General features: G+C 32.1%; 22 protein-coding genes. 8 read left to right on the top strand and 14 right to left on the bottom strand.

From position 1 onward, the window contains the following. Positions 1–2: 2 nt before the first annotated feature. From KAR88_RS06550 to lgt, 4 genes are all read right to left on the bottom strand, one after another. A complete protein-coding gene (locus KAR88_RS06550; RefSeq protein ID WP_002778387.1) occupies positions 3–728 on the bottom strand; it encodes a fumarate reductase iron-sulfur subunit in 726 nt (241 codons plus the stop codon). Then, complete coding sequence (locus tag KAR88_RS06545; RefSeq protein ID WP_002783123.1) at positions 721–2,712, bottom strand: fumarate reductase flavoprotein subunit; 1,992 nt, start codon at positions 2,710–2,712, stop codon at positions 721–723. The genes KAR88_RS06550 and KAR88_RS06545 overlap by 8 nt, the downstream gene beginning before the upstream one ends. Further along, positions 2,696–3,481, bottom strand: coding sequence for a fumarate reductase cytochrome b subunit (locus KAR88_RS06540; protein WP_002778384.1), 786 nt, complete (start codon positions 3,479–3,481; stop codon positions 2,696–2,698). Before KAR88_RS06540 ends, KAR88_RS06545 begins: the two co-directional genes overlap by 17 nt. Positions 3,482–3,548: 67 nt before the next feature. Next, positions 3,549–4,364, bottom strand: a complete 816-nt coding sequence (lgt, locus tag KAR88_RS06535; protein ID WP_002778382.1) for a prolipoprotein diacylglyceryl transferase — start codon at positions 4,362–4,364, stop codon at positions 3,549–3,551. 90 nt (positions 4,365–4,454) lie between these two features. On the opposite strand from lgt, the gene KAR88_RS06530 reads away from it, so the two are divergent. Next, complete coding sequence (locus tag KAR88_RS06530) at positions 4,455–5,360, top strand: hypothetical protein (RefSeq protein ID WP_002829401.1); 906 nt, start codon at positions 4,455–4,457, stop codon at positions 5,358–5,360. 72 nt (positions 5,361–5,432) lie between these two features. Here KAR88_RS06530 and KAR88_RS06525 read toward each other — a convergent pair whose 3' ends face one another. The 8 genes from KAR88_RS06525 to gatC all read right to left on the bottom strand — a co-directional run bounded on the left by KAR88_RS06525 (position 5,433) and on the right by gatC (position 11,757). Next, positions 5,433–6,224 carry a shikimate dehydrogenase gene (locus KAR88_RS06525; protein WP_192801261.1) on the bottom strand — a complete coding sequence of 264 codons (792 nt, stop codon included), beginning with the start codon at positions 6,222–6,224 and terminating at the stop codon, positions 5,433–5,435. Then, entirely contained in the window at positions 6,221–7,051 is an 831-nt protein-coding gene (locus KAR88_RS06520; protein ID WP_002829399.1) for an SPOR domain-containing protein, read from the bottom strand. The genes KAR88_RS06525 and KAR88_RS06520 overlap by 4 nt, the downstream gene beginning before the upstream one ends. Positions 7,052–7,063: 12 nt before the next feature. Then, a complete protein-coding gene (locus KAR88_RS06515; RefSeq protein ID WP_002778362.1) occupies positions 7,064–7,609 on the bottom strand; it encodes a DUF1882 domain-containing protein in 546 nt (181 codons plus the stop codon). Beyond that, positions 7,606–8,850, bottom strand: a complete 1,245-nt coding sequence (locus KAR88_RS06510; RefSeq protein WP_002778360.1) for a serine hydroxymethyltransferase — start codon at positions 8,848–8,850, stop codon at positions 7,606–7,608. The genes KAR88_RS06515 and KAR88_RS06510 overlap by 4 nt, the downstream gene beginning before the upstream one ends. Beyond that, on the bottom strand, positions 8,847–10,355 hold the full coding sequence (lysS, locus tag KAR88_RS06505) for a lysine--tRNA ligase (RefSeq protein WP_002778358.1): 1,509 nt from the start codon (positions 10,353–10,355) through the stop codon (positions 8,847–8,849). The genes KAR88_RS06510 and lysS overlap by 4 nt, the downstream gene beginning before the upstream one ends. Further along, the gene (locus KAR88_RS06500; RefSeq protein WP_002778353.1) at positions 10,355–10,825 is read right to left on the bottom strand and encodes a Fur family transcriptional regulator; all 471 of its coding nucleotides are present in this window, start codon (positions 10,823–10,825) and stop codon (positions 10,355–10,357) included. Before KAR88_RS06500 ends, lysS begins: the two co-directional genes overlap by 1 nt. A 3-nt stretch (positions 10,826–10,828) precedes the next feature. Continuing rightward, positions 10,829–11,389 carry a CvpA family protein gene (locus KAR88_RS06495; RefSeq protein WP_002778351.1) on the bottom strand — a complete coding sequence of 187 codons (561 nt, stop codon included), beginning with the start codon at positions 11,387–11,389 and terminating at the stop codon, positions 10,829–10,831. Positions 11,390–11,469: 80 nt separating this feature from the next. Next, positions 11,470–11,757 carry an Asp-tRNA(Asn)/Glu-tRNA(Gln) amidotransferase subunit GatC gene (gatC, locus tag KAR88_RS06490; RefSeq protein ID WP_002778349.1) on the bottom strand — a complete coding sequence of 96 codons (288 nt, stop codon included), beginning with the start codon at positions 11,755–11,757 and terminating at the stop codon, positions 11,470–11,472. A gap of 131 nt (positions 11,758–11,888) precedes the next feature. Here gatC and KAR88_RS06485 point away from each other — a divergent pair, with 131 nt between their 5' ends. From KAR88_RS06485 to KAR88_RS06455, 7 genes are all read left to right on the top strand, one after another. After that, positions 11,889–12,467 (top strand): hypothetical protein, encoded by a 579-nt coding sequence (locus KAR88_RS06485; protein ID WP_002778347.1) that lies wholly within the window; start codon positions 11,889–11,891, stop codon positions 12,465–12,467. Continuing rightward, entirely contained in the window at positions 12,464–13,462 is a 999-nt protein-coding gene (locus KAR88_RS06480) for a hypothetical protein (protein WP_002778342.1), read from the top strand. Before KAR88_RS06485 ends, KAR88_RS06480 begins: the two co-directional genes overlap by 4 nt. Then, positions 13,459–13,746: a hypothetical protein gene (locus tag KAR88_RS06475; RefSeq protein WP_002778340.1), complete on the top strand. Its 288-nt coding sequence runs from the start codon at positions 13,459–13,461 to the stop codon at positions 13,744–13,746. Before KAR88_RS06480 ends, KAR88_RS06475 begins: the two co-directional genes overlap by 4 nt. After that, positions 13,733–14,362 carry a type III pantothenate kinase gene (locus tag KAR88_RS06470; RefSeq protein WP_002778333.1) on the top strand — a complete coding sequence of 210 codons (630 nt, stop codon included), beginning with the start codon at positions 13,733–13,735 and terminating at the stop codon, positions 14,360–14,362. The genes KAR88_RS06475 and KAR88_RS06470 overlap by 14 nt, the downstream gene beginning before the upstream one ends. Before the next feature lie 126 nt (positions 14,363–14,488). Continuing rightward, positions 14,489–15,835 carry an FAD-dependent oxidoreductase gene (locus KAR88_RS06465; protein ID WP_002799628.1) on the top strand — a complete coding sequence of 449 codons (1,347 nt, stop codon included), beginning with the start codon at positions 14,489–14,491 and terminating at the stop codon, positions 15,833–15,835. A gap of 51 nt (positions 15,836–15,886) precedes the next feature. Continuing rightward, the gene (pyk, locus tag KAR88_RS06460) at positions 15,887–17,329 is read left to right on the top strand and encodes a pyruvate kinase (RefSeq protein WP_002780713.1); all 1,443 of its coding nucleotides are present in this window, start codon (positions 15,887–15,889) and stop codon (positions 17,327–17,329) included. Between the two features lie 91 nt (positions 17,330–17,420). Beyond that, positions 17,421–18,047, top strand: a complete 627-nt coding sequence (locus tag KAR88_RS06455) for a hypothetical protein (protein WP_002780711.1) — start codon at positions 17,421–17,423, stop codon at positions 18,045–18,047. A 28-nt stretch (positions 18,048–18,075) separates the two neighbouring features. Here KAR88_RS06455 and KAR88_RS06450 read toward each other — a convergent pair whose 3' ends face one another. Beyond that, positions 18,076–20,538, bottom strand: coding sequence for a tetratricopeptide repeat protein (locus KAR88_RS06450; protein WP_002778326.1), 2,463 nt, complete (start codon positions 20,536–20,538; stop codon positions 18,076–18,078). Positions 20,539–20,547: 9 nt separating this feature from the next. Continuing rightward, on the bottom strand, positions 20,548–21,783 hold the full coding sequence (gene serS / locus KAR88_RS06445) for a serine--tRNA ligase (RefSeq protein WP_002778325.1): 1,236 nt from the start codon (positions 21,781–21,783) through the stop codon (positions 20,548–20,550). Positions 21,784–21,787: the final 4 nt, after the last annotated feature.

Below are 21,787 nucleotides of genomic sequence, written 5' to 3'. Positions count from 1 at the left end.
TATTATTTATTTCTTTGAGCAACAAGTTGTCTTCTCATATAAGCAATTTTGCTTTGTAAAGGTAAATTTTTAGGACAATTATCTTCGCAAGCTAATAAAGACATACATCCAAAAACACCATCATCATCGCCCACTAATTCATAGAAATCTTCAACTGTTCTATGATCGTGCGGATCTTGTAAATATCTAGCTGTTCTTAAAAGCCCTGTTGCTGCGATAAAATTCGGGCGCATAAGCTTAGTTGCACACGAAGCCACACAAATTCCGCACTCAATACAACGATCAAGCTCAAAAGTTTCCTCTGCTACTTCAGGTTCTATGCGTTCTTCAATTTTTGAAATATCGGTTTCTTTTTCATTATGTACCCAACTTTCAACGCGCTTACACATATCCTCAAACCACTCGCCTGTATTGACACTCAAATCCTTAATATGTCTAAATGCAGGCATAGGCATAAGCTCGATAACTCCATCAGAATAATCTTTTGTTAAAGTCTTACAAGCAAGCTTTGGCACACCATTAATCATCATTGCACAAGATCCACAAATCCCTGCACGACAAACAAAGTCAAAACTCAAATCCGCATCCATTTTTTCGCGGATTAAAGTCAAGCACACAAAAACTGTCATAAAAGGAGTTTCTTCAAGCTCGTAAGTTACAAAATGAGGTTTTGAAATTTTGCTTAAAGGATTATATTTAAACGCCTTTATCGTTAATTTTCTACTCATAATCCACTCCTATTCTTTGATTTAGCGCTTTATATTTTGGTTGTAATTCATAAGGCATTAAAGCGTGCTGAATTTCGTGACGATTTTTACCTTCAGCTTCCATTTTTTCGCGGATTGCATCAACTTCAGCTTGACGCTTTTCACTTAAAGGATTTTCTATGATATTACCTTTAGCACCATACCCACGGAATGCAGGTGGCATTTCCATTTTCATAATATCAAGTTCATCGTATTCAACACGAGGCAAGCTTTCGCCCTCTACCCAGTAAGTTAAAGTTCTCTTCATCCAGTTCAAATCATCTCTTTTTGGATAATCCTCTCTATAGTGCGCCCCACGACTTTCAGTTCTTAATAACGCTCCATAAGCTACGCAAAGTGCAACTTTAAGCATTCTTGGAACTCTATAAGCTTCTTCTAGCTCAGGGTTTGCACAATCAAGCTCTTTACAATGTACTTTTACATTTTGAGATTCTTTATAAAGTTTTTCAAGCTCATCAACAGCTTCTTTTAAGCCTTCACCTGTTCTAAAGATTGCTACTTTATCCCACATGATTTCTTTCATTCTATTTTTGATTTCAAAAACAGAATATTTACCTTCTTTATCTACTAAAGATTTTAAATATTGGTATTCTTTTGTTAAAAAGTCTTTTACTATATTTGTATCGATAACTTCACCATTATTTTTACAATAATCTGCAAAATAATCCCCTATAATCATACCTGCAACAACGGTTTCAGCACAGCTATTTCCTCCCAAGCGGTTAAATCCGTGCATATCCCAACACGCTGCCTCGCCACAAGCAAAAAGACCATCTAACCATTGACTCTCGCCTGTAGGTTTTGTTCTAATGCCACCCATAGAATAATGCTGCATAGGTAAAACTGGAGCCCAACCTTTTGGACCTTCATCAGCAGGATCAATACCATTGAAAGTTTTGCAAATATCTTGCACATCACGAAGATTTTTTTCTACATGTGCACGGCCAAGTATGGAAATATCAAGCCACAAATGATCGCCATAAGGACTTTTTACACCCTTACCTTTTCTAATATGCTCCATCATTCTACGACTTACCACATCACGGCTTGCAAGTTCTTTTTTCTCTGGCTCATAATCAGGCATGAAACGATATCCATCCACATCACGTAAAATTCCACCATCTCCACGACACCCTTCAGTAAGTAAAATTCCACTTGGGACAATAGGCGTTGGGTGAAATTGCACAGCTTCCATATTTGAAAGTCTACAAAGTCCTGTTTCAAGAGCTATAGCTGCACCTGTTCCTTCGCAGATAACCGCATTTGTGGTTTGCTTATAAATTCTACCATAACCACCCGTTGCTATCATTGTTCCTCTTGCAATATAAGCAATCAGTTGCCCATTAGTTAAATCCCTTGCAATTACACCTAAGCATTTTTTGCCATCATGGATAACTCTAACCGCTTCCATTCTATCGATAATTTTTACCTGATGTTTGATAGCTTCATTAGCTACGCCATAAAGCATACAGTGGCCTGTAGCATCAGCTATATAACAAGTTCTCCATTTTTTAGTTCCACCAAAGTCACGAGCATTGATGAGTCCATGAGCCTCTTCTCTTTCTTCGATTACAGTTTTTTGTGCGTTAATAACAACTGTTCTTGGTCCTTTAGTTACCCTAGTCCAAGGAACCCCCCAAGAAGCAAGTTCGCGAACGGCTTTTGGAGCAGTTTGTGCAAACATTCTTGCTACTTCTTGATCACAACCCCAGTCGCTTCCTTTTACTGTATCTGCAAAGTGTAAATCTTCGTTATCACCTTCACCTTTAGCACCATTTCCTAAAGAAGCTTGCATACCTCCTTGCACCGCAGCAGAGTGCGAACGCTTTACCGGACAAATACTTAAAAGTGTTACACTTTGACCACTTTTTGCCACCTCTATTGCAGCTCTAAGGCCTGCCAAACCTCCGCCTATTACTAAAGCATCACTATATTGAATATTCATAATTTGCTCCATTATAAGTTTTTACCATTGCAGTTGTTTGACTTTGATAGTTTTCAAATCCAATTTTCGCAAATGCTGCAAGACTTAAAACTCCTAAAACCAAGAAGAAAATGCTGATTATCCATTTTGCCATCTTGAGTTTTTTACGACTTTTGCGAATATCTTTAACATCTTTTGCTTCAAACCAGCCCCATTTTACACAAAGTCTATAAAGCCCTATACTACCATGCAATTCCACACAGATTAAAAGTGCGATATAAAAAAGCCACATAAAATGATTGATCACCCTATCACCTGACATATCAGCAGAAATTTTATCTCCATTTGTGATAACAAAAATCAAGTGCGCAGAGCCTAAGAAAAACATTACAAAACCTGTAAATGCTTGAACAAGCCATAATGAAGTATCACCATGATTCATTTTTTTAGCATGAGTTCTAAGAATTTGGTATTGGCGAAAATTAATAGGAAATTTTCTCATAGCCAATAAAGCATGCACAAAAAACACCACCAAAACACAGGCAGCTAAAAACGAGGTAATATAACTCATCATTGGATCGTTATAAATGAATTTTAATTCCAAAAAATGGACAACGGAATTAAAAAAATCCTTACTCACCAAGATAGTAGATACAAAAACCATATGTACCCACATGAAAAGACCTAGAAAAAGCCCAGAAGCACTTTGGATAAAATCTAACTTTGCAGGCATTTTACTTTTTTTGCCATCAATGCTCTTACCCAAATACCCTTCGATAAGCTCACTCATCTTCACTCCTTTATAGAAAGAAATTTAAAAAATCTCTTCATTATAGTACAATAGCCTTTAATACACATTAAATATTTACTTTTTTAAACTTTATGCAAATATAAAATAACAAGGCTGCTACAAACATAAGCAAACTCAAAATTTGTCCCATGCTCATACCCCAAAAAATAAAGCCTAAACCAAAATCTGGTTCACGATAAAATTCACATACAAAACGCGCCAAAGAATAAACACAAGCATAAACAAGAATAAGTTCACCTTGAAATTTTTGTTTCATTTTTACCAGATAAATAACAATAAAAACCACAACTCCCTCTAAAAAGGCTTCATAAAGTTGTGATGGATGTCTTAAAACTCCCTCCACATAAATACCCCAAGATACATCGGTAATGCGTCCAAAAAGCTCTTGGTTTAAAAAATTTCCTATACGACCAAAAACATAAGCTAAAGGTACACTCAAAGCCACCAAATCAAGAAATTTCCAAGGATTTTCTTTGTATTTTTTACAAAATAAAAAAGTAGCTATCAAAAATCCTATAATCGCACCATGATAACTCATACCACGAATGCCTACAAATTCACCATTTGCATAAGGATTGAAAATTTGCCAAGGATGAGTAATATAATACATAGTGTGTGCATCATAAATTAAAATATATCCAAGTCTTGCTCCTAAAATCACGCCAATTTCCACCCAAATAAAATAACTATCTAAGCGTTTTTCATCGATATCTAGCTTAAATTTTCTTACAAAAAATTTCGCTAAAAGTAAGGCTAAAAGTAAGGCTAAAACATACATAATTCCATACCAATGTACTTTAAACCCTAAAACACTAAAAGCCACAACATCAAAATTTGAATAAATATTTTGCCAAAATTCCATACTTTTTCCATTATTTATTTTGTAAAAATATAGCAAAAAAACTTTAACTTGCTATAATTAAACATAATTTCTTATCTTAAAGGTTAAAAAATGAAAAAATATTTCTTATTTATTATTGCTTTATTTTTAGCTGCTTGCAGTGGTGCTAGCAATAATTTTGTGCATGTTTCAATGCCTAATTTCAAACCTCAAACTCCTACAAAAGTAGAGCCTATAGATTCTGGGGTTTCAATCATGCTAGAACCTATAAATATAGAACAAAATAATAATTATTCAGATTATTTTGAAAACTCTGTACTTAAAATTCGCATTGACAAGGAAGTGGCTCTTTTAAAAGAAAATTTAGAAGAACAATTTAAAACCATAGCACAGCTTAAGGGCTATAAAATAGTAACTTCAAATCCTGATTACACTCTTAAAAGTTTGATAAATGTTCTTATAGAAGAAAAAAATATACAAAAATCAAATAATTTTATGAGTGGAGAGTCTGTTAAATCTAATTTAGGAATTAAATTTCAAGGAAAAATTGATTTTATTGATCGGCACAACCCTCAAAATTCGACCAATCTAACAAGCCATACCAAACTTGACTCCTTGGTGGATTTAAATTACCCTATTAAAACCAAAGATGGAATAAATATGTTTAAAACTACTATTTCAACAGTACCCACACAACTCAATAAAGGTCTAGAAAAACCAGCTTTTGAAATAGATAAAAGTTTTTTACATTTTTATAAAAATACTTTAAATACACTCTATAATAATCTTCCAAAAGCCACAGATATAGGAAAAACTGTACCAAATAGTAATACTGATTCTAGCGGCTTTAATCATTTTGATACCAACACAATATTTGAAGAAAATTTACCTCAAGAACAAAATTTGGATAATAGCTCGCAAGATATTTCTTTTCAAGAGCAAACATCTTCAAATTCAAATATACAATATGAAAATAACACAAACAAAAATCAAGATGGGGTTATCATTTTTGAATGATTAGCCTAAATAGTAAATAATACTTTGATTTCTCTTGTTATATTTGATATTTTCTAAGAGAAATCAAAAAAATCAAAACTCTAACTTCAGAGCTTCTTGCATGGCATTTTTAATCTTTTCTCTTTTATCTTTGACATCAAAAAAAAGCTCAAAGGCAAAAACAGCTTGCCATAAAAGCATATCAAACCCATCTTTTACTTTTAAGTTATGCTCTTTGCATAATTTTAAAAAAGAGGTTTCTTTGCCATAAATGACATCAAAGGCAAATTTTGCTCTGCTTAAAATTTTATCTAAAAGTATTTTATCGCAAGGTAGATCATCATCTTTTAAGCCTGCCGAAGTTGAATTAACCACCAAATCAAAATCAAAATCATCCAAGGCATTATAAAGACTGGTTTTATATAAAGTAAAATCCTTAAATCTTTTTTCGCTACGATTTGCCACACAAACCTCTACTCCTTTTTGCTTTAAAGCAAATGCTAGAGCAAGCGCAGTCCCTCCAGCTCCTAAAATCAAAGCTTTATTAATACTTTCAAATTCTTTAATAGCTTCTAAAAAACCTAAGGCATCAGTATTGTAAGCATAAATTTTTCCATCTTTTAAACATAAGGTATTTGCAGAGCCAATATTACTAGCAAGCTCATCTTTAACATCAGCCATTTCCAAAGCTGCTTCTTTAAATGGCAAAGTGATATTTGCTCCTTGAAGTTTTAATTTAAAAAAATTCTGTCTTAATTGATGATAATCTTGTAGATGATAGCGTGTATAAATACCATCAAGCTTGAGAACTTGAATGGCATTGTTATGAATTCTAGGCGACTTAGAATGCAAAATGGGATCGCCGATCACAGCTAAAAATTTCATTTTAAAGTGAAAGAAAATGCGTCTTTAGCTACTTCTTTTCTAATTTTAGCTAATTCTGCTGCAACATTTGCTTTCTCAAAAGGTCCTATTAAAACCTTAGTGATTTCTTTTCCACCTACTGTAGTTTTATAAAGCTTATATTCATAGCCTTTTTGTTTTACAGCTGCTAGCTCTCTTGATTTTTGATCTAAATTGCTCACTGAAAATATCTGAACATAAATCCCAGAAGCTAGACCATTTGGATGAACAGGTTTAGCATCTATATTTTTAAACAAATCATTAGCATTGGCTTTTGACTCTTGTTTAGGTGTTTGTTTTGCAGGTTCTTTTTTTACGACAGTCTGTTTTGCTTCTTCTTCTTTTGGCTTACTTTCTTGTTTTACTTCCTGCTTAGGAGGTGTAGTATTTAAAGGTGCCACTTTTTCAGAATTTGTCGCATTTGGCTCAGCAGGCACTTCTTGATCAGGCATAGTTAAATTGATATTATCATTTGCATTAGGAGCTGGTGCTAAAGAATTATCATTTTGCTCCCCTTGAATCTGTCTTCTTAAAGCTTCAAATTGATCTTCAGCTGAAGTATTTTCAGTAATTGGCATACTCTCAAAAGAATCAGTATTATTATCTTGCGTTATATTTAAGGGTTCACTTGGTAAAATACTTTGATTTTCAGTATTTTCTTCACCACTATTAATGAGTTTCATAACTATCATAATCACTAGAAATAAAATTATCAAAGCAATGACGCGTAAGAGAATTTTTTTCATTTTTTCACTTTTATTACTTTTTTCCAAAATAATATCATCAAATTCATTTTTATTATTTTCCATAATATTCCTTTCTTACATATGTTTAGACCAAGAACTGCCTCGTTCTTTTTGATAAACTTCATAGGGTAGTATTAATATATTAAACTCTCTAGGAATATCCATACTTGGAAACACCTTCCATTCAACTGGCATTTTACTTGCAAACATCATTGAAAGTTTAGACGCTAAAGAATAACCTTCGTTTAACGCAGTGTGACCTTTGTGAATATAAAGATGTAAATGACCTGGAGTCTTTGTTTTGTAAGCTGTAAAATTTATAAAACCTTCTTCACGCAAAATAAGCTGCGCACGATGATAAAATCTTTCAGCATTAAAACCATTATAATCAAAAACAATATTTTCTACTTTATTGTCTTTGGTGATCAAATCATGAGCAACAACGATTTTCTTCGCTGCATGTTCTCTCATGATATTTAAATTTAAAGGAGCATCAATCCTTTCAAATTTATCAAAAAATAAACGACCTCGATGTGTTATTTTTTTCATAATCTTATCGCGTCGTATATAATAATGGTCGCTAATTATTTTAATCAGCGACAGATCCATAGGTGAAATCAAAACATTGCCTTTTCATAGATTATAAAATTACTTGCAAGGGTTTTGAGTTTTTCCTTAATTTCTTTTTGCAAATGAGTATTTTGAATATCATCTAAAATATCAGCTATATAGTTAGCAACTATTTGAATTTCATTTTCTTTAAAACCTCTAGCCGTAAGGGCAGGCGTTCCTAATCTTAATCCACTTGTTACAAATGGGCTTCTAGTTTCGCCAGGCACGGTATTTTTATTTGCTGTAATTCCTGCATTACCCAAAGCCAAATCCGCATCTTTTCCGCTAAATTCACGCTCTAAAAAGCTCATCAATACAAGATGATTATCTGTTCCATCACTTACAAGCTTATACTTTCTATCCATTAAAACTTTAGCTAAAGCTTGCGCATTGCTTCTTACTTGCTTAGCATAAATTTTCCATTCTTCACTAAGATTAAATTTAAATCCCACGGCTTTAGCTGCAATAACATGCATCAATGGTCCACCTTGGATACCTGGAAAAATAGCTGAATTAATTTTTTTAGCAAGCTCTTCATCATTAGTCATGATGATACCGCCTCTTGGACCACGTAAGGTTTTGTGGGTTGTAGAGCTTACTACATGAGCATGAGGAAATGGACTTGGATGCTCACCTGCTACAACAAGTCCAGCAATGTGTGCAATGTCTGCAAAAAGATAAGCTCCAACTTCATCCGCAATCTCTCTAAATTTTGAAAAGTCAATAATACGAGCATAAGCACTCGCACCGCACACGATAAGCTTTGGTTTTACAATATGAGCAATTTCCCTAACTTTTTCATAGTTTATCCTTCCATCAAGCTCTACACCATAAAAAAAGCTCTCATACATTTTTCCCGATGAGCTTACTTTTGCACCATGTGTTAAATGTCCACCATGACTTAAATCCATTCCTAAAATTTTATCACCTGGATTTAAAAGTGCAGCATAAACGCCTTGATTAGCTTGAGAACCTGAATTAGGTTGCACATTTGCAAAACTACAATTAAAAAGTTTTTTACATCTTTCTATAGCTAAATTTTCGATTTCATCTACAAATTCACAGCCTCCATAATATCTCTTACCTGGATAACCTTCTGCATATTTGTTAGTTAAAACACTTCCCATTACTTCCATTACTTCAGGCAAAGTGAAATTCTCACTTGCTATCATTTCAAGACCTTCGCACTGGCGCACTAACTCTTGGTTAGTTAAATCAAAAATTTCCTTATCAAACTGCTCTAAACTCATTCTTTATCCTCCTTTAATTCTGATTTCAATGGCCTCATAGCTGGAAACAATATCACATCTCGAATAGATTTTTTATTTGTTAAAAGCATCACCAATCTATCTATTCCTATACCTTGTCCTGCTGTTGGTGGCATACCATATCCTAGAGCATTTACAAAATCTTCATCCATTTCACACGCTTCTTCATCACCTGCATTTTTAGCCTCAATTTGTTTTAAAAATCTTTCATATTGATCTAAAGGATCATTTAATTCGTTAAAACCATTGGCTAATTCTCTACCACACACAAAAAGCTCAAAGCGCTCTGCTATCTCAGAATTTTTGTCACTACGACGAGAAAGTGGGCTAATAGATATTGGAAAATCTGTGATAAAAGTAGGATCAATAAGTTTACTTTCTACATAATTATCGAAAAGCTCGGCTTGCAAATGCCCTAAGTCAAGCTTATCATTTGCTTCAAAGCCATCTTTTTTTAATTTCTCTAAAATCTTATCTTTATTTTCAATAATTTCATCGCTTAAAGCACCATACTTTTTAAGCGCATCTTTATAAGTAATTCTCTCAAAAGGTTTGGAAAAATCGATTTTTTGTCCATCAAATTCTATGATTTTTCCTAATTGCAATTTTTCTAAAAGCAAGGCAAAAAGTTCTTCAGTAAGATCCATTAAATCTTTATAATTATGATAAGCCCAATAAAACTCAATTGTAGTAAATTCAGGGTTATGAGTAAGATCCATTCCTTCATTTCTAAAACAACGATTGATTTCAAAAACTGCCTCAAAACCACCCACTACAAGTCTTTTTAAATAAAGCTCAGGTGCAATTCTTAAAAATCTCTCAACCCCTAAAGAATTATGAAAAGTTACAAAAGGTTTAGCATTTGCACCACCTGCAATGGGGTGCATCATAGGAGTTTCAACCTCTAAAAAGCCTTTTTCTTCAAAAAAATGACGAATCAAACTTACAACTTTAGAACGAGTCAGAAAATCTTTTCTAACCTCTGCATTCATAATCATATCTACATAACGCTTACGATATCTTTGTTCTATATCTGTAAGTCCATGGTATTTTTCAGGCAAAGGTACTATTGATTTAGTTGCTAAAGTGATCTCACTTGCGTGCAAGCTAAACTCTCCCGTTTTAGTAACAAAAGGGAAGCCTTTTGCAAGGATGATATCACCCACTTCAAGATTTTTTTTGAATAAATTAAATTTTTCCTCACCTAAAGAATCTTTACTAAAATAAATTTGCAAATTCTCATTCTCATCTTCTATATTAGCAAATATAGATTTACCAGCAATTCTAAGAAGCTTTAAGCGTCCAGAAATGACAGAAGAGATACTTTCATCGCGTTTATTTTCAGTATCAAAAATATAGCTAAATTTCTTTTTAAAATCTGCTAGAGAAAGTTCTTTAACTAAAAAATGTGGATAAGGATTTACTCCTGCGTTTTTAAGCTCATTAGCCTTTTGAATTCTTTGTTGTTCTAAAATATTGTCAAACATTAAATTTTTACCTTAGCTTTTTGATTACAATTATTACACACACCATAAAGTTGCATTAAATGTCCCGTAAGTTTAAATCCATGCTCTTTAGCAATCAAGGCTTGCTGTCTTTCAATGATAGGATTTTCAAATTCTATAATTTTTCCACAATTTTTACAAATCATATGATCATGGTGTGGTTTATTGGCAAGCTCGTATTTTTTTCCAGCCGAACCAAATGATATAGAAGTAACCATTTCTGCTTCTTCAAGCAAATTTAAAGTCCTATAAACCGTAGCAATACCTACATTCAAATCCGGTTCTGCTTGTTTAATCTCCATATATAAACTTTCAGGAGTATAATGTGTATCACTATGATATAAGGTTTTGAGTAAGATTTCTCTTTGTTTGGTATATTTAAGACCACCTTGTCGTAAAATTTTCTTAAATCTTTCTAGTAATACATCGTATTCTACATTCTCAATCAACATATTTTATTCTCCTTGAGTAGTACTTAAATCATCTCTAATATCTTGCAAATTTTGATCAATTTGACCCAAACTACTTGTTGTTAGAGACTGATTCATTATAAATGATCCTATATTTTTAAGAGGAGTTAAAGTAAAACTATTTTGGGCAAATTGATTTAATTTATCATTTAAAAAATCAATACGCGCCACACAAAAAACTAAAATTGCAAAAATTAAAAATACTTTTGCACCTCCAAAAATAAACCCTCCCAAACGATCTAAAAATCCCAAACCGCTTAATTTAACCAATTTAGAAATAAAATTGCCAAGCACGAGACAAATTATCCAAAAAATAATTAAAATTGCTAAAAATCCTGCAAAATTAGCCAAACTTTGATTTTCTATCTTATAGAAAGTATTTTGAATAAATTCTGCAGCTTGCGAAGCGTATTTTGAAGCAATAAAAACACCACCGATAATCCCGAGCAAACCAAATACTTCTTTAATCAAACCACTTACAATACCCTTAAGACCTAAAAGTAGAGTAAAACCTAAAATAAAAGCATCAAACCAGTAAAATTCCATATTTTAATTCACCTTACCAAAGCATTTAAAAATCACTTAAAATTATAAATTATACAAACAAGAACCAAACACTAGATTGATCACTCAATGATTTTAGGAACAATGAAAAAATGATCATTGCTTTTTGGGGCATGATTTAAAACCGTTTCTACTACATTGCTACTATTAACACTATCACTTCTAAAAGGTGCTCCACCTTTAATGGTGCTGATTGTAACTTCTGAAGAACTTAAATCTAATTCATTTAACTTCTCAACAAAATTCACAATCTCACTAAGTTCGCAAATCACTTCACTTCTTTTTTCTTCTTCAATTTGTAAAGCACTTAGTTTTTCAAGCTTGCTAAGCAATTTTTCATCTATTTGCATCTTAAACCTTACTAAAATAAAGTCAATTTTTAAAATTATATCATAAAAAGCTTTAAATTGTTTAGGATATTTTGTAATTTATATGATACAATACTGCAGTTTTTTAAAATTAAAAATTACAAGGATAAATTTTGGGATTAAAAGATAATTTAAAAGCCGTAAAAGCAGAAATCAATACCGAAGAACAATTCATTGAAAATTTTATCAAAGGTGAGAGATTTATAAAAAAATATAAATTATATATATTTGCACTTATAGCAATTTTGATTATTTGGTTTACTATAAGCTTTATCAGTGGTAAAATCGAACAATACAATATCGAAGAAAGCAATAAAATTTACACAAGTTTATTAAACAACCCAAACGATCAAGCACTTCTTGAACAACTTAAAAATAAAAATGCTAATCTTTATGCAATTTTTCTAATGAAAGAATTAGCAAAAGATATCAACAATACCGAGATTAAAAGTCAGTTGCAAAGCTTAAGTAGCAATTCTGATGCAAATCATTTGCTTAAAAATATTATTTCTCTTCCTCTAGGAGAAAAATCGATATTTTTAAAAAATTACGATAAAATTTTACAAGCTTATAGACTTTTAGGAGAGGGAAAAATCGAACAAGCTAATATTTTACTTTCTCAAATTAAAGATGACTCAGCCCTAAGCCAGATTGCTAAAAATCTAAAACACTATCAAGGCATTTCCCGATGAGACAGTTTTTTTTAATCTCATTTTGTCTTATTTTTCTTTGCGCTTGTGGAACTAAAAGACAATACTTTGAACCTTCACAAACCGATGGAAAGCTAAGTTCTAACGATAGCTTAAAATCTAGTATTGTGGATTGGAATACAATTTCGGCAAAACTCAAAAACAATCAAGTAATTTTAAAAAATGATGCAATAATTGAAGATTTTAAACTAGATAAGGGCTATATACTTTTAGCATATCAAGAGGGTGAATTTATCGAAGCAGATGATAATGGAAATTTAAAAATTTACAATAGTTCTCATGATGAAGTTTATTCTTACAAATTTGATGCTGCAGTTCTTGGAGTAGCTTTACATGGAGATGATTTAGCACTTGTTTTAGCAAACAATAGCATTGTTTTAGCCAATCGCTCCCTAGGTATAAAATTCAGCCAAAACCTAACACCTGCACCCGCACAAGATAGTCGCGTTGCAAATCCTATCTTTTTAGACAATATCATTATTTATCCAACTTTAGATGGGAAAATTACAATCGTATCAAAAAATACTTTTGAAGTTGTCAAAGATGTTGTGATTTCAGCAGAAAGTTTTTTTAACAATGTCATTCACCTTGATATAAATGATGATAAAATGATAGCTGCAACAGCTAAAAAAGTTATAGTAGTAAGCCCTGCTAGAACTCTTTACTTGGATGCTGATATTAAAGATATTGCACTAGATAGCAATGCGCTATTTATATTAGAAAAAAATGGCAACATCATAAAAACAGACTATAATCTAAGAAAAATCACAGAGAAAAAATTTGATTTTGCTATCTTTACAAAAGTTAGCATACACAATGACCATCTTTACGCTTTTGAGAAAACAGGCTATTTAATCAAATGTGATCTCAATCTTGAAAATATTCAAATCTTTGAACTTCCAAACGCAGTTGAAAAAATATCTTTTATGGGCAATGGAAAGTTTTATTATGGAGATAAAATTTTAGATTTATTATGAATATTTTAAATGAAGCAATGAAGGTTTTAAAGCTGAATTTAAAACCTTTTGATTTAACAAATTTAACAAAAAAGAAAACTTATCTTTGTGCTTTGAATGATGAAAATTTACTTTTAATATACACAGGAAAAGCAAGATTTATCAACAAAGATGCTATATTTATAAACAACTTAGCCAATGATTTTGATCTAAAATACAAATATTTTTTTACTAAAAGCCCTCTGTGCTCAAAGGCAAAACATTACCTTGAAGAAAAAGGATTTCATATTCATGCTATTTTGTGATATTGGCAATTCCAATGCTAGTTTTTTAGATGATAATAAATTTTTTACCCTTAATATAGAACAATTTTTAGAATTTAAAAGTGAACAAAAAATTTTTTATATCAATGTTAATGAGCACATTAAAGAACATTTAAAAGCACGCAAAAACTTTATAAATCTTGAGCCTTATTTTGTATTTGATACCATTTATCAAGGCTTGGGTGTAGATCGAATCGCAGCTTGTTACACTATAGAAGATGGAGTTGTGGTAGATGCTGGCAGTGCAATTACGGTAGATATAGTATCAAATTCCATACATTTAGGAGGTTTCATCTTACCGGGTATTGCTAATTATAGAAAAATTTATGCTCATATTTCTCCTAGATTAAAACATGAGTTTAATACCCAAATCAGTCTTGATGCCTTCCCGCAAAAAACAAGCGATGCTCTAAGTTATGGAGTGTTTAAAAGTATTTATTTGCTTATAAAAGATGCTGCGCAAAATAAAAAACTTTATTTTACAGGTGGAGATGGGCAGTTTTTAGCAAATTATTTTGATTATGCTATTTACGATAAACTTCTCATCTTTAGAGGAATGAAGAAGATTATACAAGAAAATCCGAATCTACTTTTTTAATTTGTAATGTTACAAAAATTCTCATTCTGTATATTCTTCAATCAAATTTAACTTTTTATAAAATAAATTGGATTACACTTTTATTTAGAAAAATTAACTTTACTAGAAGCAAAAAAAGGAAAAAAAATGACTCAACAAGAATTCGATGTAATTGTCATCGGAGCAGGAATTTCTGGAGCAGCTCTATTTTACGAGCTTGCAAGATATACTGATATTAAAAATATTGCTTTAATAGAAAAATATCATGCTCCTGCAACATTAAATTCTAAAGGAACAAGCAATTCTCAAACTATTCATTGTGGAGATATCGAAACAAACTATACTCTAGAAAAAGCTAAAAAAGTTAAAAGAACCGCTGATATGATAGTAAAATACGGGCTTTTGCAAAATGCTCAAAATCAATTTATGTTTTCTCATCAAAAAATGGCCTTGGCTGTTGGTGATTCAGAATGCGAATACATGAAAAAACGCCATGAAGAATTTGGCGAACTTTATCCTTATATGAAATTTTTTAATAAAGATAAAATTAAACAAATTGAGCCTAAAGTAGCTCTTGGAGAAAATGGCAGAGATGATAGACCTGAAAATATCTGTGCTATGGGAGTCGAAGCTGGAGAAGTTTTTACTACAGTAGATTTTGGAAAAATGAGTGCAAGTTTGGTTGAACAAGGACAAAAACAAGGCAAAAATACCTTTGTAGCTTTCAATCAAGAAATTGTTCATATAGAGAAAAAAGATGATATTTTTATCTTGAAAACAAACACTTATCAAGAATACCGTTCTAAGGCTGTAGTTGTAAATGCTGGTGCACATTCTTTGTATCTAGCACATAAAATGAATTTGGGTATGGATAAATCTTGTTGGCCTGTAGCGGGAAGCTTTTATTTAACCAAACAAAAACTACTCAATGGTAAAGTCTATATGGTGCAAAATCCAAAACTACCTTTTGCAGCTCTTCATGGAGATCCTGACTTGCTTGCAGATATGAATACTCGTTTTGGCCCTACTGCCCTAGTTATTCCAAAACTTGAACGCTACCATGGTTTAAAATCTGTCCCTGAATTCTTTGAAGCCTTAAAACTTGACAAAACCGTCTTAAAGGTTACTTTTAGTATGTTTAAAGATCCAACGATTAGAAATTATATACTTTATAACTATCTTTTTGAATTACCTTTTATTGATAAAGGTTTATTTGTAAAAGATGCCAAAAAAATAGTCCCTAGCTTAAAAACAAGTGATATTTATTATGCAAAAGGCTTTGGGGGAGTGCGTCCTCAAGTCATTGATAAAACTAGAGGAGAATTAATGCTAGGTGAAGCAAGCATTACCGAAACTCCCGGAATTATTTTTAATATGACTCCAAGTCCTGGAGCAACAAGCTGTTTAGGCAATGCTGAAAGAGATGCTAAGCTTATATGCGAGTATTTAGGAGCTAAATTTGATGAGGATAAATTTGCTTCAGAATTATTGTAGTCTTTTTGTTTCCAAAGTTTGATTATAATTAAACAAAAAAAGGAGAACAGCGTGCTAAAAAAAACTAAAATTGTAGCTACAGTTGGGCCAGCAAGCGAAAAGGAAGATGTTTTACGCCAGATGATAATCAATGGCGTAAATGTTTTTCGTTTAAATTTCTCTCATGGAACACATGAATACCACAAAAACAATCTTGAAACCATACGCAAAGTTTCAAGAGAACTTAACACTCGCGTAGGAATTTTACAAGATATAAGCGGGCCAAAAATTCGCACAGGAGAGCTGAAAACTCCTTTTGAGCTTAAAAAAGGTGATAGACTTGATTTTTATTATGAAAAAATCATAGGCGAACAAATTGCTCCAAATCATTATAAACTTAGCATCAATCAAAGCGAAATTTTAAATATGCTAAAATTAGACGAATATGTCTATTTATATGATGGTTCAATCAGGGCAAAAGTGACTGCTAAAGATAGTGAAAAAATTGAAACTCTCATAGAAAATGATGGTTTTTTAAATTCAAACAAGGGTATTAATTTTCCAAATACTAAAATCAATATTGATGTTATCACACAAAAAGATAAAAAAGACTTACTTTGGGGTATAGAAAATGAAGTAGATTTCCTAGCTATTTCTTTTGTTCAAAATGCTCATGATATTGATGAAGTTCGTGAAATTTTAGCTCAAAATAATGCTAAAATTTCTATATTTGCAAAAATAGAAAAATTTGACGCAGTTGAAAATATAGATGAAATTATAGCATCTAGTGATGGTATAATGGTCGCGCGTGGAGATCTTGGTATAGAAGTTCCTTACTATAAAGTACCTAATATACAAAAAGCAATTATTCACAAAGCCAATAATGCTTCAAAACCTGTTATAACAGCTACACAAATGCTTTTTTCTCTTGCAAAAAGCAAAACTGCTACAAGAGCCGAAATTTCAGATGTTGCTAATGCTGTTTTAGATGGGACAGATGCTGTAATGCTTAGCGAAGAAAGTGCGGTAGGTATAGATCCAGCCAATGCAGTTGATGTCATGTGTCAAACCATCATAGAAACTGAAAAGCGCTATCCTTATAACAAATTTAATGAATTTGAAAATCTTGACAATACAGATAAAATCATGCGCTCTTCAGCCCATCTTGCAACAGATCTTAATGCTGATGCTATTTTTTCCTTGACTAGTAGTGGAAAATCCGCTATTAAAATTTCAAGATATCGTCCAGATATGGAGATTATAGCAGTGGCTCATTCTGAAAAAACATTGAATTCTTTAAGTATAGTTTGGGGTGTCAATCCTGCCATTTTGGTTAATAAAAGCGAGGATTTAACGGATTTACTTAGAGATTCTGTAAAATCTAGCGTTGAAAAAGGTTTTATGAATAAAGAGAAGTGCTATTTGCTCACTGCAGGCTTTCCAACTGGAGTAGAAGGCACAAGCAATCTTATACGCATACTTGCAAAAGAGCAAATTGCTTACTATCTTAAATAGACTTAAATTTTTAAGTCTATTTAAATCCACTTCTAAAATTTAATTAAAAATAGTCGATATACAATTAGCCTCATTATAAAAAGGAGCAGAAATGCAAATCAATACTTTTTCAAATGTCGCTAGTATGGCACAAGCTCAAGTTAGCAATAAGAAGGCAGATGGTAACGCTACAGAGAATACAAAAGACACAAATGTTCAAAGTGCCAATTCAAATCAAGATATCCTAGACAAACTCAATGCACTTGGCGGTAAGGGTATTAGTCAAATTTATCTTGTGCAATTTCAGCAACAAACCATGAGTACTGTTTTAAACACAAGCAATGCTCAAGCTGGAATTAATGATCTTTTGGGAGGCAATGATTTAAATTCTGTAAAGTCTATGCTTTCAGATATTGACTTTGCATCTTTAGGTTATAATGGAAAAAATCCACTTACAATGAATACTGATGAACTCAATCAGCTCATCAGTGAAGAGGGATTTTTTGGTATTGACAATACAGCAAATCGCATTGCTGATTTTGTCATCAAAGGTGCTGGAAACGATGTTGAAAAGCTTAAAAAGGGACTAGAAGGTATAAAACAAGGGTTTGAGCAAGCAGAAAAAATTTGGGGCGGAGAGCTTCCTCAAATCAGCCAAGATACAATCGAAGCTACAATAAAAAAAGTTAGCGATCGTATCGATGAACTTGGTGGAAAAACTTTAGACCTTAAAGCATGACAAAGGTGTTTGGACTATACCAAGCACCTTATTGATTTTTAATATCAAAAGTAAAAAATTCACTCTTAAAATCATTAGGCAAAGTTCTATACTGCGTCATTGCCGCTTCGTAATTACCTACTTCTTGATAAAGCAAACCTAAAGCTACCTTACTTTCTTTATTATTCTTATCTGTGAGTTTTGAAAGTTGCAAAAGAGCAATGGCTGAGTTTGGATTATTCGCACCCACAGCAGCTACAGAAGCTAAAAACAAAGTCCTAGAATCCTTTGCTCCATATTCATCGATTAGAGTATTATACAAAGCATAAGATTCCTCATACTGCTGCGCAAAAATATCCAAATAAGCTAAAGTTTGTATCATACCCTCATCTTTAACCTTAGAGGTATTAATCAAGGTTTTAAATTTTTGTCTTTCTAAATTTAACAATCCTGCAATATGCATTAAATTAACATACAATTCCCTAGCAATATTTGAACCTCCAAAAACACTGCGGTAATCAACTTGCAAATTCTTAAAATGAATTTGGGCATTTTGAGCATATTCTTTAATATTCAAATTCGAATTTAAAGAATTAAAATACAAAATATTTGCCACAATATCTTGCGGAAGTTCTGATCTTAATTTGGCAATTCTTACATCTACTTGATTGTTAAGATTATTATTTTTTGCAATAATAGTTTCAAAAATAAGATTTAAGGGTGTTTTTTGTCCATTCTCATCCAAATAAGGCAACATAGAAATATAATCACCATTAGCTAAAAATAGCATATTTTTTTGCATATTGGCTTTAAAATTTGAATCTGCTGCAATATTATCAAGAATTTCATGATAAAGTTTGGTTGTATCATTATCACTTAATTTTCCGCAAAACATCGCAAAAGCACCGGCTAAATAATTTTTAGGATTTAAATGATAAGAGCTAGAAAAATGCTTATAAGCAAGTTCATAATTTTGCATTTGTGCATAAGTTAAAGCAAGATTGTATTGTAAAATACTATGTTCAGGATAATCTTCCAATAAAGCTTGGAATTCTTTATTTGCAAGTCTTAATTTTTGATTTAATGCATCATTGATAATGTTAGAAATTTTTACATTAGTTGAAGATAAGGCTTGACTCCTAGCCAAATAGCTTTGACCATCTGAACTATCATCTACAAAATTTGTAATATTGGCTTTTTTTATATAAAGTGATGCTTGTTTTGAGTCAAAAACTTGATAAGGCGCAAAATAAAAAAGTAAATCAAACTGATCTTTTTGTTTTTTTAGGATGTCATTGGAAAAATTTCTCTGCGCTATGGCTATATTGAAGAGTTCTTTATTTAAACGAACTTTGATCTTATATCTATCTAAAATTTTATACTTATCTTCATCATTTCTATATGTATCCTGCAAACGCAATAACATATCTTGAAAATCTCCTGTTTTAATATCAACTAAAGTTAAAGCTGAAAGACTTTGATTGAAATCTCTTTCGATCTTCATTGCAGTATTTAAGGCTATTTTAGCCTTATCGTATTCTCCCATTCTTGCATATAAAAGTCCCAAAGAAAGGCTAGGTTCAAAACTTCCTTGAGTATTTAATTGTTGAACAGATTTTGCATCAAAATCCATCTTTGCATAAATTTTAGCGGATAAATATTTAGCTACATCTGTGTAAGGTTCCGAATTTACGCGTTGAAGCATTTGCAAAGCTTCGGGATAATAACCCTTATAATAATTAATTAAAGCCAAATAATAATCATACAATTTAGATTTTCCTTCTTTAGGAAGATAAACTTGCGCTAAATCTATATAATATTTAAATTTTTCCTTATCATTAAGCTTTAAAGCGCAAACAGCAGCATTAATAGCTGCCACACTTTGATTTTCTCCATTAGCTATTGCCTTTTTAAAACTATCAAAGGCTTCATCAAATTTACCCTCATTCATTTGAGAAACCCCTAGGTTATAATTAGACAAAGATTCATTATAAACGGCAATTTGCTCATAAACCTTCAAAGCTTGCTCCACTTCACCCTTTAAATAAAGCGCATTTGCCTTTTGTATCATCCCATCAACTCTTGTCATATCATTATAATTATAGGATTCATCAGGCATAACCACAGGCTGTTCAATAGGCTTTGATGCGATAATATCGGGCTTAACCTTCCCTTCATTAAAAGTTAAATAAAATAAAGTAAATACCAAAATACAAATGATTCCCAAAGACAAGCCCACAAGAGACATAAATTTACGATCTTTATACCACGGAGTAGGCTCATCTTCTTTCACCTCTTCAAAAGTCGATGATTCCTCCGGTGCGCTTTCTCTTGTAAATTTAAAACCGCCATCACTATTTTCCCTAGGCAATTCCTCTGGTAAAGATGCAAATTCTTCATCCTCAGGAGCCTGACCTTCCTGCCCTTTAAATTCACCCAAACTTTCATCAAGTCTTGGTTCATTTAAAGTATCTTCGGGTTTTTCAAGAACTATATCTTCTTTATCTGCCATTTATACTCTTTAAAAATATTTTTTCAATACATCAGGAATTTGAATTCTACCCTCTTTATCTTGATAATTTTCCATAATAGCAACCAAAGTTCTACCTACTGCTAAAGAAGAGCCATTTAAAGTATGAACTAATTCATTTTTCCCTTTTTCATTTTTATAGCGAATTTTTGCACGCCTTGCTTGAAAATCACGACAATTAGAAACAGAACTGATTTCGCGATATTTATTTTGCGATGGTATCCATACCTCAAGATCTATAGTCTTTGCCGCGCTAAAACCTAGATCTCCGGTACAAAGCATCAAATGTCTATGAGCTAAACCTAAAGAGCTGAGTAAATCACTTGCACATTCTACCATTTCATTAAAAATACTGTCACTTTGTTCAGGTTTGGTAATGCTCACAAGCTCTACTTTTTCAAATTGATGCTGACGGATAATGCCTCTTGTGTCACGCCCTGCACTTCCTGCTTCTTTTCTAAAACAAGCACTATAGCAAGTCATTTTAATAGGCAAACTTTCACTCGTTAAAATTTCTCCACTATAAAGATTTGTCACAGGAATTTCAGAAGTTGAGATTAAATACAAATCCTCATCCTCTATCTTATACATATCATCTTTAAATTTGGGAAGCTGTCCTGTGCCAAACATCGTAGGACTATTTACCAAAAAAGGCACATTTACAAATTCAAACCCACGACTTCGGTTAAAATCTATCATATAATTTACCAAAGCACGGCTTAGCAAAGCTCCTTCATTTTTAAGCACACAAAAACGGCTTTGTGAAATTTTTACCCCTCGCACAAAATCAAGCCAGTTTAAACTCTCTCCTAAATCATGGTGTTCTTTTGGAGTAAAATCAAATTGAGGGGGTGTTAAAACTTTTTTTATTTCAACATTTTCTTCCTCATCTTCACCCACAGGAACGCATTCATCAGGGATATTTGGAATAGCATGAGCAATGGTTTCTAACTCATTTTCCAAAGCATTTACTTTTGCATTTTGCTCATTGATTTTAATTTTATTTTCACTGAGTTTTGCCTTCAAACTTTCCTTATCTTCTACAGTGGCTAGTTCTTTACTGAATTTATTCTGAAAAGCTTGAAATTCTTCCAAACTCGCTTTTTCTTTTTTCAAATTTGTAAAAAGCTCGGCAAGATTTTTTAATATATTTTCATCTACTTTTTTATTTTGTAGCTTTTTAGCCACCTCATCGAAATTATTTTGTAAATTTTTCAAATCAAGCATTTTT

It is taken from the genome of Campylobacter sp. JH23 (genome assembly GCF_017846595.1).
GTDB classification, from domain to species: domain Bacteria; phylum Campylobacterota; class Campylobacteria; order Campylobacterales; family Campylobacteraceae; genus Campylobacter_D; species Campylobacter_D coli.
The sequence above is the reverse complement of the archived record's forward strand: the minus strand, read 5'-3'. Positions and strand labels throughout refer to the sequence as shown.